The organism is Mesorhizobium sp. STM 4661 (genome assembly GCF_000359125.1).
Lineage (GTDB): Bacteria > Pseudomonadota > Alphaproteobacteria > Rhizobiales > Rhizobiaceae > Mesorhizobium.
This window is the reverse complement of sequence record NZ_CAAF010000027.1, coordinates 33,190-45,778: the sequence shown is the minus strand read 5'-3', so window position 1 is coordinate 45,778 and position 12,589 is coordinate 33,190. Positions and strand designations below refer to the sequence as shown.

The 12,589-nt window shown below is 59.0% G+C and carries 12 protein-coding genes and 4 pseudogenes; 8 read left to right on the top strand and 8 right to left on the bottom strand.

Features of this window, described 5'->3' with window-relative positions:
* Positions 1–17 precede the first annotated feature (17 nt).
* Positions 18–1,420, bottom strand: a pseudogene (locus MESS4_RS08360) (IS66 family transposase).
* Here MESS4_RS08360 and MESS4_RS34405 point away from each other — a divergent pair.
* On the top strand, positions 1,325–1,666 hold the full coding sequence (locus MESS4_RS34405) for a hypothetical protein (RefSeq protein ID WP_244441090.1): 342 nt from the start codon (positions 1,325–1,327) through the stop codon (positions 1,664–1,666). The pseudogene MESS4_RS08360 and the gene MESS4_RS34405 sit on opposite strands and share 96 nt — an antisense overlap.
* 135 nt (positions 1,667–1,801) lie before the next feature.
* Here MESS4_RS34405 and MESS4_RS34935 read toward each other — a convergent pair whose 3' ends face one another.
* The 4 genes from MESS4_RS34935 to MESS4_RS34390 form a co-directional block, all read right to left on the bottom strand.
* Positions 1,802–2,467 carry a recombinase family protein gene (locus tag MESS4_RS34935; protein ID WP_006328834.1) on the bottom strand — a complete coding sequence of 222 codons (666 nt, stop codon included), beginning with the start codon at positions 2,465–2,467 and terminating at the stop codon, positions 1,802–1,804.
* Positions 2,464–2,745, bottom strand: a complete 282-nt coding sequence (locus tag MESS4_RS34930; RefSeq protein WP_006328833.1) for a recombinase family protein — start codon at positions 2,743–2,745, stop codon at positions 2,464–2,466. The genes MESS4_RS34935 and MESS4_RS34930 overlap by 4 nt, the downstream gene beginning before the upstream one ends.
* Before the next feature lie 357 nt (positions 2,746–3,102).
* Positions 3,103–3,414, bottom strand: coding sequence for an IS66 family insertion sequence element accessory protein TnpB (gene tnpB / locus MESS4_RS08350; protein ID WP_006328831.1), 312 nt, complete (start codon positions 3,412–3,414; stop codon positions 3,103–3,105).
* Positions 3,411–3,572 carry a hypothetical protein gene (locus tag MESS4_RS34390; protein ID WP_006328828.1) on the bottom strand — a complete coding sequence of 54 codons (162 nt, stop codon included), beginning with the start codon at positions 3,570–3,572 and terminating at the stop codon, positions 3,411–3,413. Before MESS4_RS34390 ends, tnpB begins: the two co-directional genes overlap by 4 nt.
* A gap of 934 nt (positions 3,573–4,506) precedes the next feature.
* On the opposite strand from MESS4_RS34390, the gene blsG reads away from it, so the two are divergent.
* The 3 genes and pseudogenes from blsG to MESS4_RS08330 form a co-directional block, all read left to right on the top strand.
* Complete coding sequence (gene blsG, locus MESS4_RS08340) at positions 4,507–5,610, top strand: arginine 2,3-aminomutase (protein ID WP_006328826.1); 1,104 nt, start codon at positions 4,507–4,509, stop codon at positions 5,608–5,610.
* A 349-nt stretch (positions 5,611–5,959) separates the two neighbouring features.
* On the top strand, positions 5,960–6,850 hold the full coding sequence (locus MESS4_RS08335; protein ID WP_006328824.1) for an arginine deiminase family protein: 891 nt from the start codon (positions 5,960–5,962) through the stop codon (positions 6,848–6,850).
* A 126-nt stretch (positions 6,851–6,976) separates the two neighbouring features.
* Positions 6,977–7,168: pseudogene (locus MESS4_RS08330) on the top strand (IS6 family transposase); the annotation flags it as partial.
* Between the two features lie 8 nt (positions 7,169–7,176).
* Here MESS4_RS08330 and MESS4_RS08325 read toward each other — a convergent pair.
* Entirely contained in the window at positions 7,177–8,469 is a 1,293-nt protein-coding gene (locus MESS4_RS08325) for a tyrosine-type recombinase/integrase (protein WP_006328821.1), read from the bottom strand.
* A gap of 124 nt (positions 8,470–8,593) precedes the next feature.
* Here MESS4_RS08325 and MESS4_RS31880 point away from each other — a divergent pair.
* Positions 8,594–8,767, top strand: a pseudogene (locus tag MESS4_RS31880) (transposase domain-containing protein); the annotation flags it as partial.
* A 236-nt stretch (positions 8,768–9,003) separates the two neighbouring features.
* Here MESS4_RS31880 and MESS4_RS08320 read toward each other — a convergent pair.
* Together MESS4_RS08320 and MESS4_RS08315 are read right to left on the bottom strand one after the other, a co-directional pair.
* Positions 9,004–9,305, bottom strand: a pseudogene (locus MESS4_RS08320) (transposase); the annotation flags it as partial.
* Positions 9,248–9,892 carry a methyltransferase gene (locus MESS4_RS08315; RefSeq protein ID WP_244441086.1) on the bottom strand — a complete coding sequence of 215 codons (645 nt, stop codon included), beginning with the start codon at positions 9,890–9,892 and terminating at the stop codon, positions 9,248–9,250. The pseudogene MESS4_RS08320 and the gene MESS4_RS08315, both read right to left, overlap by 58 nt.
* Positions 9,893–11,347: 1,455 nt before the next feature.
* On the opposite strand from MESS4_RS08315, the gene MESS4_RS34925 reads away from it, so the two are divergent.
* From MESS4_RS34925 to MESS4_RS34375, 3 genes are read left to right on the top strand one after another with little or no spacing between them, the layout of a single operon-like run.
* Positions 11,348–11,698, top strand: a complete 351-nt coding sequence (locus MESS4_RS34925) for a reverse transcriptase domain-containing protein (protein ID WP_280110234.1) — start codon at positions 11,348–11,350, stop codon at positions 11,696–11,698.
* Positions 11,643–11,921, top strand: a complete 279-nt coding sequence (locus MESS4_RS34920) for a reverse transcriptase domain-containing protein (protein WP_006328806.1) — start codon at positions 11,643–11,645, stop codon at positions 11,919–11,921. The genes MESS4_RS34925 and MESS4_RS34920 overlap by 56 nt, the downstream gene beginning before the upstream one ends.
* A complete protein-coding gene (locus MESS4_RS34375; RefSeq protein WP_006328805.1) occupies positions 11,921–12,385 on the top strand; it encodes a group II intron maturase-specific domain-containing protein in 465 nt (154 codons plus the stop codon). Before MESS4_RS34920 ends, MESS4_RS34375 begins: the two co-directional genes overlap by 1 nt.
* Positions 12,386–12,589 lie beyond the last annotated feature (204 nt).

The following is a 12,589-nucleotide window of genomic DNA, read 5'->3' as shown; positions in this document are numbered from 1 at the left end:
CGCGTAGCTGGAGCCGTTCAGGAGCTGTAGTTCCAGGGCATGAGCTGGTCGATTTGGGAGATTGGCCAGCGATCAGCGATACGCTCGAGGGTCTGGGTGAGCCAAGCGAGCGGATCGACACTGTTCATTTTGGCGGTTTGCAGAAGGGTCGCGACAGTCGCCCACTTGTTTCGGCCGCCGTCGCTGCCTGCAAAAAGCGGATTCTTTCTGACGATTGTCTGGGGCCTGATCGCCCGCTCAACGATATTGGAGTCGATCTCGACGCGGCCGTCGGCCAGGAAGCGCTCGAGGACAGCCCGCCTGGACGTGGCGTAAGCGGATCGCCTCGGCCAGCTTCGATTTTCCTGAGATCCGCGGCAGTTCCTTTTCCCAGAGCTTGAAGAGATCTGCGACGATGGCGACGGAGCGGTCCTGACGGACGGCTGCACGTGTGGCAGGAACCTGGCCACGAACCTCCTCTTCAATGTACCAGAGCTCAGCCATGGTCGTGACACTCTGCGTCGCGATCTGGGAACTGCCGCTGATGTGCAGCTCGTAAAACCGGCGGCGCAAGTGAGCCCAGCAGCCCGCGAGAGCACCGGCCTCGTTGGATCTCGCTTTTGCTTTGGCGAGTGCGTGTAGGCCGAGTATCCATCGACCTGCAGGATGCCGGTGAAGCCCGCCATGTGGCGCGCAACGCAGTCGCCGCCCCGACCGTCCTCGAAGCGATAGGCGACCATGGGCGGGCTGGCGCTGCCCAAGCTTTCCGAACTTTCCGGTTCCCGGTGCCAATATCGGCAAGGTGGTCTCGCCGGCAAAGACCCGCTCGCCCTGCTTGATCCGTTCCAGAACGTAATCGGCCAGCGGCTGGAGCTCGAAGCCGACCTTGCCCATCCATTGCGCCATCAGCGAGCGGCTGAGTTCGACCTTGTCGCGCGCATAGATCGCCTCCTGGCGGCAAAGCGGCAAGCCGTCGGCGTATTTGGAGACGGCAATCTGGGCCAGGAGCCGCTCGGTGGGAACGCCGCTCTCGACAATATGGGCAGGCGCAGGCGCTTGGAATACGCCGTCACGGTTTCTGTAGGCATATTTCGGGCGGCGGGTGACGATCACCCCGAACCTCGCCGGCGTGACGTCCAGACGTTCCGACACATCCTCGCCGATCAGCAATCGATCCAGACCTTCGTAGCCCTCGGGCTCGATAATCTGCTCCACCCGCTCAAGATGGGCGGAAAACCCCTTGCGCGGGCGCGGCGCGCGCTTCGCACGATCGGGGGCGACAGCTTCCAGATCGGCAACCGCCTCGCCGACGCCGCTCTCGCTCTCCTCGAACCACGAAGGCACATTGCTCATCCGTCAGCCCGGGGATGCCCAGTCGCTCAGAACGCCTGCCATAGCGCAATCGCTCCAGCATCTTCACGATCGCCGTCAGTGTGGCAATGCGTTCGTCGGCAGCCTTAGTGCGCGCTTCAGCCACCTCCACCCGTGTATCGGCAGCCTCGATCCGCTCGGCCGTGAGGCGCATGTTTCGCGCCGCCTGATCCTCCAGAAGGGCGGCCTTTTCGGCGAGCGCCACGACAATCACCTTCAGCGCATCAACGTCGTCCGGAAGCTCTTCGGCAGCCATCGCCATGACTGGCATCACAGCATGTTCGCAGCCGTTTTCCCAACGCTTTCAATGGCCTGATTCAACTTGCCACAGGCTCTTCAGCCTACCGATTGCGGCCGCCTCACTACCGCCGGCCGGACCTTCTTCCAGTCCAGCCCGTCAACCGATCACACATGTTGATACCCCTCCTGTTGAGGCTGAATGATTCGAAGATCAAGGTGGCGGATGGTGTGGTTGCGGAGGTCGCGGACAGCATTGATTACGGAAGGGGAGTTTTGGAACAGATAGGCTCCGGTCGGCTGACGGTCGATCAGGAGGCGCTTCTGGCCGCGCCACCTTTGCCGGCGAACCGCCTTCGCACGCGGTGGCACTGGGCTTGGTTCGTCCATAGACGATGGCACCGGCATAAGCGGGGTTCTTCAGGATTGCCGCCACCGCCGAGACCGTCGCTCGCGCCCAGCGCAGCTCGCCGTGCCGGTCGCGGCGCGGCAAAGCCAGGCTCCGATCGTTCAGCACACGCATAACTTTGGCAACGGTGCGGAACTTCAGGAATGTCTGGAACACAAGCTCAAGCCGTTCCTGAACGGCAAGATCCGGATCTTTGACAACCACCCCGCTCGGATCGCGCGTCAAGCCTACTACTGGCAGCATGAGGGCAAGCTCGCCGCGCTCGGCCTTGGCAAGCAAACCAGCCGTCAGACGGCTGCGGATCGTATGCAGCTCGAGCTCTGAGATCGTTCCCTTCAGGCCGAGAAGCAGGCGGCCATTGGCGCTGCCGGGATCATAAACGCCATCGCGATCGGCAATAAGGCAGCCGCGCAGGCCGCAGATATCCAGGAGCGGGTCCCAATCTGAACAGTTGCGCGCCAGCCGCGTCACATCGATAGGATCAACCCGATCTCGCTGAGGCCAACCCGTCCGACGAGTTCCTTGAAGCCATTCCGCTTTGCGGCAGACGCTGCGCTCAAGCCGAGATCGGCATCGATGACATCGACGTCGGCATCATGCCAGCCGAGTTCTCGGGCGCGCTGACGAAGCGCGTACTGCAACCGCAGGCTCTCTTGATTGCTGACCACCTGGTGCGGCGTCGACTGCCGGACGTAAACAACAACCGCTCTGCGCGCCAGATGGGTTGGCTTGACCAGTTCGGACTTCACGGGACACCTCCGCCAGAACCGCGGCGACGTCATCGAGGATTTGACGCCGCAAAGCTGGTGACAGCGTCGCCCACAGGCTCTTGGGGTCTATGGTCATGACCTTCGAGACATTCCGCCACCGCGACAAGATCCCGAACCGCCTCGACGCTCAATTTAGTCTGATTCGCGCCATCTACATACTTCTGCGTTGCTGCCACCGCGATCAGCAATGTTGATCCATCACGATGCTCGACTTCATATGATGGTGGAAAGTTGCCACCTCCATGCGCCACTCGGCGGATCAGGCGGAAGGATCGCCCGCAAAGCGGATGATGTGGGTCCAGAACCCGGACCAGCTCGCCCGATGATTCGTCGGACTCACCAACAGGGATATTCCTGTAGGCCTTCGACCAGCGCCAAGAGCTGAGCGTGGTTCAGCTGAACACGCGAGGGCCCGATGCGTGGCCAGCAGAACTTCGTTTCCTCGAGCGTCTTGGCAGACAGGCATACCCCGGACCGGTCCCACCAGACCGCCTTGATTCTGTCCGCTCTTTTCGAGCGGAACACGTAAGGCGCGCCGTTGAACGGATCGACTCCGCCGTCCCGCACCAGCGCCATCAAGCCGTTCGCACCCTTGCGGAAGTCGACCGGCGTCGCCGCCACGTAAACCTGAACGCCCGCCGGGATCATGCCGCCCGCACCGCCCGGATCAGCCGATCCGCCGCGACATCGCCGCCGGCACGCACCACCACATCGCCAACGATAATCTCCACCATGTCGCCGGCTACCGCGTCGAAGCGCGCGAATTTGACCGGCTTGATCCGCGCCTCCGCCAACGGCGCGACCATGCCCGATTCCAGCGCATTGCGACGCCACGCATAGACCTGTGAGGGATCAAGGCCGTGAGAACGCGCAATCGCCGAAACGTTCGCCCCGGCGCAAACGTCTCCGTCACGATCCTGGTCTTCTCCTCCCGCGACCAGGTCCGAACGCGTCGAGCCGGACTGTGCGCAAGCCGGACCGGCTCGGCCGTGAGAACTTCGAAGTTCTTGCTATCAGACATGTGTGCGCTCACGAGAGCCTCCCAGGATAAATCATCCAGGAGACTCCCAGATCAGCGAACCAGCCGCTACGTGGGGTGACCTACGCGCTTACGGCTTAGGGGCGCCGCAGGCGCTCATCGGCTGACAGCATCGGACGGGCTAACGACCCAAGCAACCTATCTCCGTGCGTGAGGATCGGTTTCGCCCCATCCGAGCGACCCTTGCCTTTGATCGCACGAAAGGGCGCGCCACCGATCTCAGATCCGAACATGACGTCAAGCCTCGCCCATTCCAATTGGCCGCGTTGACGCCTGCGACTTCGGGCGCGCGCCGGCAGGACAAGGACCAGGGTCGATCAAGCCGGATCGGCTTGCAAGTAAGAGCTGACTCGCAACGAATATTTAGGTGATGAAACATTTCGGCAAACGCCTGACGAATATTTATTCGAAATGAAATAAAACAGAAACATAATAAAATGCCCAACCTTATTCCGGAGGGTTGAACGACACCAAACTACAGCCTAATATCATTGAGCCCCACTCCTAGTTCGTCATGACGGAGATGCAGATATACCGAGGGACGGTACGTGGACGAAAATTGCACAGTGTCAATGCTGCGAGCTGATTCTGATAGAGAGCATCAACTATATCTCATGCGAATTGTCACAGCCGGCAGTTCCGCGTGGAAACATAAGTGCGCCCATGGGAGGTCGAACTTCTGAAATTATGGAGGCATACAAATGTTACTGACGAAAGATAATTTCCCGGAGGCCGTATGGAGCGACTGGAAATTCCATACACGCAATCTAATCAGGACGAAGGACAAGCTCGCGCAGTGGGTTGCCCTAAGCGATCAGGATGTCACAGGGATTGATGCGGTCAAAGGCACCTACCGGTGGATGGTGACTCCCTACTATGCGTCATTGATGTCGAAGACGGATGACAAGTGTCCAATTCGCCTCCAAGCCATACCTCATACGGATGAGATGAATACTGATGTAGGAGCGGATGTTGATCCCGTTGGGGACGCAATATTCATTAAGACGAGACGTGTTATACACAAATACCCGAATAGGGTCGTTTTCTTGGTTTCACATACGTGTCCTGTTTACTGCCGTTTTTGTACCAGAAAATATCATACGTCTAACGAGAACGGCACATACTATAACACCGATTATGATTCCTCCTTCGATCCAGATTTCGATTATATAGTCCAGCACGAGGAAATTTCCGACGTGCTATTGACAGGTGGCGATCCGCTCATACTGAACGATGGAAAGCTGGAGGAAATAATAAGTCGATTGCGATCTATACCGCACGTTAAGATAATAAGAATCGGATCTCGTTATCCTGTCTTTTTGCCTCAGAGAATTACCGATGAGCTATGTAGCATGCTGGATAAGTATCGGCCCATATGGCTTAGCACGCACTTCAATCACCCGATCGAAGTGTCTGCAGAGGCTGCCGAAGCCTGCGACCGCCTCCTTCGGCACGGTATTCCGGTGCAAAATCAGACGGTCCTATTGAAGGGAATTAATGACAATCTTGAGACACTGAAGGCGCTCTTTCGCAGACTCATCGAAATACGGGTGAGGCCCTATTATCTCTACCATTGTGATCGGGTCACTGGCGTTTCCCATTTTGGGACTAGTCTCGAGCAAGGCCAAGAGATTGTGGATGGGCTTGTCGGGTTTGAAACGGGCTTTTCCGTTCCGAGCTATGTAATTACTACAAAACTTGGAAAGATTCCCGCTCAAAGGCCCTATCTATTTCGACGCGGCAACCGAATCTATGTGAGGAATTATCATAAGGAAGAGGACGATATAACGGGGTATCTCACCTGAACAAGTCTCTTCGCCAATGATTGCTCGTCTTCAGCCAGTAGCGCGACCTCAGCCGGCAGCGCGATGTCGCTCCCTGCGCCGGGGATCGAGATCCTAAGTATTTCGCGTCACGGAATCGGCGGCCACAGCGCCTCGCATGGGGTCGCCAGAGCTGAGGACCACGCATTTCGGATGGCTTGGCTTCCAGAACAGCTATGCTCGCGAACTGAGAAACAAAAAGAGGTTGAAGAGCTACTCGATCAGCTAATTCCACATCGCATCGCCGACCGACTGCTGGAGCTCCATCTTCATCGTCTCGGGCCGTGCCAACCTCACATAGACCATTTTAAGCGATCCATCAGGAGAAAACATGCCGGAGACCAGTCCGCGCCCAGTACGCCAGACCGATGGCCGGGAGTTCGTGCGTAGCGAACACGGTGTTCTTCAGAAGGTCGCGCTCTGTCGCCCCGTCTACTACGCCTGGGCCGCCGAGAACGCGATCGTCGAGCAGTCAAAGTCGTCAGGCGCGTCCGTCGACGTGGACGCCGCCATTTCTCAACACCAAGAACTGGTCGCCGCGCTTGAGGCGGAGGGGGTGATATGCCACTTTCTCGAGCCCGATGAACATTTGCCGATGCAGACGTTCGTCCGCGATAGCGGGATTATGACGCCCTGGGGCATGCTGATCGCACAGATGGCCCGCCCGGAGCGGCGCGGCGAATGGGGCGCTATCGAAGATCTCGCCTCCCATCTTGAGCTGCCTATCTGGAAACGCGTTACGGCGGCCCCGGTCGAGGGTGGCGATGTCCAGGTCCTCAGAGAGGGGGAGATTATCATCGGTGTGAATGAGGTCCGGACCTTCTCAAAAGGCGCGGACCAGGTCGCGCGCTGGGTGGGGGGCGAGGGCTGGAGTGTGCGCAAGATCCGCGTTCCAGCCCATTTCCTCCATCTCGATGTTCTTTTCAGCGTGCTGAACGGGCGGCTAGCGCTATGCGCAACCGACATTCTGGATGCTGCTGATGTCGACTGGCTCTCACACAGGTACGAACTTATCCATGTGAGCTACAGCGATGTGATGCGGATGGGCTGCAACGTTACCGCGCTCGGCAACGACGTTGTCCTGTCTGCCAAACAGCAGCCCGAGACCAACGCGCGGATTCGCGCCAACGGACTTAGGGTGCTGGAGCCGGATCTCCAACAGTTCGTGCTCGAAGGCGGCTCGACACACTGTCTAACCATGCCGCTGAGAAGAGGTTTGTGATGCCTACTGCCGCAGCTGTAAAGACTTCAACAACGATTGCCGCCGGCGCATTGCCCAGGTGTCCCATGGTCAGGGCAGCGTTATCAACTTAACACGCGTTCAGGGATTCGCGGCATAGACGATGTCATGAACAGGGCAACCGTCAGCTACAAGCGCCGTCGTTTCCCGCCGCAGATCATCGCCAATGCAGTCTGGCTCTACTACAGGTTCCCATTGAGCCTGCGTCTGGTCGAGGAAATGCTGCTGGAGCGCGGGATCGTGGTTTCGTATGAGACAATCCGCCGGTGGGGCATCAAGTTCGGTCCGCATTACACTCGCCGGCGATGTCACGTTGTCTGCATATAAACGCGTTGAGACCTGCGGCCGCTGATGTCAGCTGACCACGGCCACGGCTTTCCATTCCGCCATGGCCTGCAGGCGGTGAATATGTGTAGCGAGAGCGGAGCGTTTTGAGCGGGGCGGGACGACGCCTCTGGCGCATGCCTATATGACGCTCGAGCGCGATGCGAAGCCGGCTCATTGGACACCTCCGGCCAGGGCAGGCGCAGTTCGCGCAGCTTCTCAATATCGAGCTTGGCGTAGATCCTTGTGCTGTCGGTGCTCTGGTGACGAAGCAACTGGCCGATCTCGGCAAAGCTGGCGCCCGAACGCAACAGGTCGGTCGCAAGGCTGTGACGGAAGAGGTGGGCGCCGTGGTGCGCATAACCATGAATGCCCGCCCGCTCGAGGGCCTCCTTCGCGATCATCGTGATGGCGCAGCCGGAGGCAAAGCCGACGTGCGGAGCAAGCATTCGCAGAAATAGCCGGCGACATGCTGAAGCCGGTCGCCCGTGCCGGATGTAAGCTACGATAGCTGCGCCGACGTCGTGGCGTAGCGGCATCACCGCTTGCCGTCGTCCCTTGCCATGGACAAGGATACTGCCCGACCGCCAGTCGATGCCGTCAAGATTGAGCACCGCAACCTCGCTGGCGCGCAAGCCAAGCTTGCCAAGACCATTAGAACCGCATAGTCCCGAGGTCCCATTGCTGTGGTCTGATCGCAGGCATCGAGAACCTGCTGGACCTTCTGCGGCGGCAGGAAGGTTGGCAGGCCAACAAGCCGCCAGCGCCGGATCGACGGCACACAATCGGCCAAGGCTACCGAAATGAATCCCTTCAGATGCAAAGTAGCGCAGGAAGGCACGCACCACCCCGCACATCGCCTTGCCGCTGTCGGCGGAACCATCAAGGGCATGTCGCTCGACATAACCGATGACGGTCTCCGGCGTAAGCGCTGCAAACCCATCTGCGCCGGCCGGACAGACCTCCAGCATAAATCGATGTGACAGCAGCTTATGGCTTTCCACCGTCGAGGCGGCGAGCCCTCTCTCATTCGAGAGATAAGCCGCGAACACAAGAAACCGCTCAACATGAACTTCGCTTAAATCCTGGAGATCGTGCCCGTTGCCGACATGCCAGTCTCTCAGCTCACGAAATAGGCTTAGCGATCGCCAGGTGCATTGCCGACCGAAGCCTTCGTCCGACAATCTGCCCGCATAAATGCGTGCAAACTCGCCATATGGCCCGTGGATCAGCTTCCGATACAGTGTGCTGCGTTGCAGATAGTCACTTGCGTTCATGTGTCCTCTCCTTCGCGTCAATTGCGACGGAGAGAGCCTAAGCTATGCCGATCCAGCTACCGCTACGTTGAGGAAAGTGTTGGTAAAAACTTGCTCACTCGGCATAGTTCGGCGGTCGGCATAAACCTGCAAGCTCAATGGTGTCGAACCGCTCGGCTATCTCGCCGATGTCCTCACCAGGATCGTCAACGGCCACCCCAACAGCCAGATCGACGATCTCCTGCCTTGGGTCTACAGCAACAAGCTCGAGCTCGAGGGCTGTGGCCTAAGAACACCGCTTACTGTCAATCCCTCGTAACTTCGTCCGCTGCCGGGGTCTTGCTTCTGTCCGCAGTCGGCGCTTCGTCGGCTGCCTGATGGGATCTGATCGGGATCGGCTGGCCAATCTAGGGACGCGCAGTCCTCAAACGAGCTGCTCCCGTCTTAGCGGCCTAACCGGGTGCACCGTCCCGGCAAGGGACGTCGTAACGGCAGGACCTGGTGTCGATGCCCGCCGTGTTCCTCCTTATCCTTATCCTCTCATCGAACGCTTCACTACACGACTGCCGCAGGACGGCCTGTCGGCAGAAAGCGCTCAGCGCTGCGCATCATCTGATGCAAAACCACCGCCAGCTTGCGCGCAAGTGCAACCTTGGCCTTTCGCATCCCGGCCCGCTTGGCCACCGCAAGCGCCCAGGACTTCAAGGCCGAGCCCTTGACCGATCGCGTCAGCATCACGTTGGCCGCCTCGTAGAGCGCCACACGCATCCCATGGTCGCCGACCTGGAGATGCGCCCCGTCACGTCGGTCTCGCCAGACTGGTACTTCCTCGGCGTCGGGCCGAAATGGGCGCCCACCTGCGGGTCAATCGGATAATGTAATAGCGGGCGGTGAAGTCGCCTTTTGTGAGTTCTCCATATTGGGTTGCTTTTTTTTGAAGTCCCGCGGTGTCAATGAGACTGTGGAGGTAATCGATGTCGGCGGATGTGGCGAAGTTCAACAGAACCCGGCCGTTTGATCGCAATCGGTCTTTAGTCTCGTTGATGAACCGCGTAAGGCCCCGGTAGTCCTCGTCTGCGGTGCTAGCTTCAAGCATGTCGCGGGGTTTAAACCAGCGAAACGGAGGGTCAAACACAATAAGGTCGAAATCACCCTCAACTTCATCGAAGATGTCAGACACGGCGAACGTAATCCTATCTGCTACGTTGTTGTGATCGGCGTTTTGCCTGGCGCACTCGATGGCATTGGGATTGATGTCGACAGCAACGACGCGAGCTCCTTTGCGGGCTGCGAGTATCCCGCTTACCCCGCTTCCGGTACCCATGTCCAACACGCGTTCACCGGGCTTGACTTCCGCCTCGACTGCACGGTGGAAAGGATTGCCGGTCTCGTCGTCCACGTCGGGAGCAAACACGTCATTTCTGATGTTCAGGTCTAACCCCATAAAGCAAAGTTGTTTCGGAAGGCTCGCCTTTTGGCTTTGATAATTCTCGTCGTGCCAGGTACGGAGCAGCTTGACCTGCTCCTTTGTCATCCTCGGAGTGTAATGTTTAATCATCTGACGGAGTCCTTCCTTTCTGACAAAGTTGCTAAATCAGCTCTCAGGCTCTTGCGAACGCTTAAGATGACAAATCCGTTCGGGCGCGTGACGCAACCTCGCTCGGGCAGCCATCCGGCAAACATACTTGAACGTGAAACACAGCAGCAGTTTCCCCCTTGAATAGCGGCCTCTTCTGACCTGACATTGACTTAGGCATAGCGGGAAACGCCAGGCGCACGTGTTCGCCCATCTCCCACGGCGCTTTCTGCAATCGGGGCTCTCCTTCACAAGCAAAGTTGCGATTGGCGTTGATCGGCGTCACTTGCACGTTGCAAATGGAGGTACATCCGGTTTACGGCGGTTTCAATAACGCGTAAGCTAAGAATATAGGAATTATTGTTACATTCATTTAGCTGTCGCTTAACGTTAGCATTCGTCGAGCAGACTCTTGGAAAAGCGCTCCCCATGGTTTGCCTGAGATTCATTGTCTCAGAGGAACGCTGGCGAACCAGCTGTGTGCGCATGGTGACTTGGTCCCCGGATTCGGAACCCAGACTTCCGGCAGAGGGCTAACCCGAATATCTCAGTGCGCCCCGACGGCGCGTATCACCAGTGGAGGAAGGTTCCACCCAGATAGTAGTCGATTGGTCTGGTAGCTGACGAGCGGTTCGGTCGGGTAACTGGCCGGGTCGGAGCCTCGTGACAAAGGCCGCCTTGGGAAGTTGAGCGATCCGTGGGCCGTAATGCGAGTAAAGCCTGAGCAGGCCTCGAAAGTGACGTTGCGGATGCCGACCCGCCTGAGATTCGGGGAAGGCCGCGTGAACGGGGAAGCAATCGACATGTGCACCCGTTCGATCCGCCGGGGTAGTGGGCACGGCACGTTGGAAGGGTGATGCGGGTAATCGGGGGAGACCCGTTCGGCATGAGGGTAGCGGCCTCAACGCAGCTTTCGGGGCGGCGGTGCCGGCGGGAGTCGGACAGGGTCATAGTACCGCTGAAGCCGGGTAATGCCGGTGGAGGGAAGGGCCCTGACTTCTGGTGTGCTTTCGAAGCTGGTGAGGAGGGGGTGATTGGCAATGAGCCTGGAAACACCCGAAAAGATCAGGAACCTGCAGAGGAAGCTGTATCGTAAGGCGAAGGCGGAGCCCGCTTTCCGCTTCTACGTGCTCTACGACAAGATCTGCCGTGAGGACATGCTACGCCATGCCTATGCGCTGGCCCGCGCCAATGCGGGCTCGCCGGGCGTGGATGGCGTGACATTCGCGCAGATTGAGGCGGAAGGTGTGGGGAGGTGGCTGGCGGGCCTACGCGAGGAACTCGTCTCGAAGAGCTACCGGCCGCCAGCCGGTGCGACGGGTGATGATCCCGAAGCCGGGGGGCGGCGAACGCCCGCTCGGCATCCCGACCATTCGGGACCGGATGATTCAGACCGTTGCCAAGCTGGTGCTGGAACCGATATTCGAGGCGGACTTCGAGGATGGTGCCTATGGCTATCGGCCCAGACGCAGTGGGACCGACGCAATCAAGGAAGTGCACCGGCTTGTCTGCCGGGGCTACACGGACGTGGTAGACGCCGATTTGTCGAAATACTTCGACACGATTCCGCATTCGGACCTCCTTAAATCGGTGGCCCGACGCATTGTCGGACCGGCACGTGCTGCGGCTGATCAAGCTGTGGCTGAAAGCGCCGATCGAAGAGCGGGACGGTGACGGGAAACGGCACGTGAGCGGTGGTAAGAGCAGCACGTGCGGCACGCCGCAGGGTGGGGTCGCAAGCCCGCTGCTCTCGGTCATCTACATGAACCGGTTCCTGAAGCATTGGCGGCTCACCGGACGCGGCGAGGCGAACCGCGCGTATGTCATCTCCTATGCCGATGACTTCTCCTTAGCCGCGGACATGCGGCCGAGGCGCTGGCGTGGACGCGGGCGGTGATGACGAAGCTCGGACTGACGCTCAACGAGGCGAAGACCTCGCTGAAGGCTACCCGAACGGAACGCTTCGACTTCCTCGGTTACACGTTCGGACCTCACCGCTACCGGAAAGAAGGCCATTGGTACCTGGGTGCGAGCCCGTCCAAGAAGAGCGTGCAGCTGATGAAGGCGAAGATCGGCGATCTCTTGGTTAGCGGCAACAAAGAGCCGTGGCCCGAGGTGCGCGATCGGCTAAACAGACTTCTGCGTGGCTGGTCAGGCTACTTCGGCTACGGTTCGCGTCTGCCTGCCTATCGGGCGGTCGACAACCACGTCTACGACCGGGTGCGCGCATTCCTATGCAAACGGCACAAGGTGCAAGGACACGGCACGTACAGGTTCTCCGATGAAAAGGTCTTCGGAGAGCTCGGCGTGTTGCGTCTTCGACGCGTGCACATTGGGCCGCCGCCGTGGGCCTCGCGATGAAGCCAGTCGGAAAGCTGGATGCGGGAAATCCGCACGTCCAGTTTGATGAGCGGGGAAGGGAAACGGAGCGATGCCAACACGGCTCAAGCCACCGCGCCCTTCCTCGACTCTACCAGAGTTGAGGTTCATCGGGTCAGAATCAGGGAAAATGCTTCTTACAAAGACTTAAGGCAGAGGGGTTCCCCGAGGCAAACAGAGTGTAGC

Bases quoted from the DNA above. Each gene is read 5' to 3' on its own strand.
- tnpB (WP_006328831.1), bottom strand. From the start codon at position 3,414: ATGATCCCGGCGGGCGTTCAGGTTTACGTGGCGGCGACGCCGGTCGAC.
- MESS4_RS34390 (WP_006328828.1), bottom strand. From the start codon at position 3,572: ATGGTCGCGCCGTTGGCGGAGGCGCGGATCAAGCCGGTCAAATTCGCG.
- blsG (WP_006328826.1), top strand. From the start codon at position 4,507: ATGTTACTGACGAAAGATAATTTCCCGGAGGCCGTATGGAGCGACTGG.
- MESS4_RS08335 (WP_006328824.1), top strand. From the start codon at position 5,960: ATGCCGGAGACCAGTCCGCGCCCAGTACGCCAGACCGATGGCCGGGAG.
- MESS4_RS08325 (WP_006328821.1), bottom strand. From the start codon at position 8,469: ATGAACGCAAGTGACTATCTGCAACGCAGCACACTGTATCGGAAGCTG.
- MESS4_RS08315 (WP_244441086.1), bottom strand. From the start codon at position 9,892: ATGGGGTTAGACCTGAACATCAGAAATGACGTGTTTGCTCCCGACGTG.
- MESS4_RS34925 (WP_280110234.1), top strand. From the start codon at position 11,348: ATGATCCCGAAGCCGGGGGGCGGCGAACGCCCGCTCGGCATCCCGACC.
- MESS4_RS34375 (WP_006328805.1), top strand. From the start codon at position 11,921: ATGACGAAGCTCGGACTGACGCTCAACGAGGCGAAGACCTCGCTGAAG.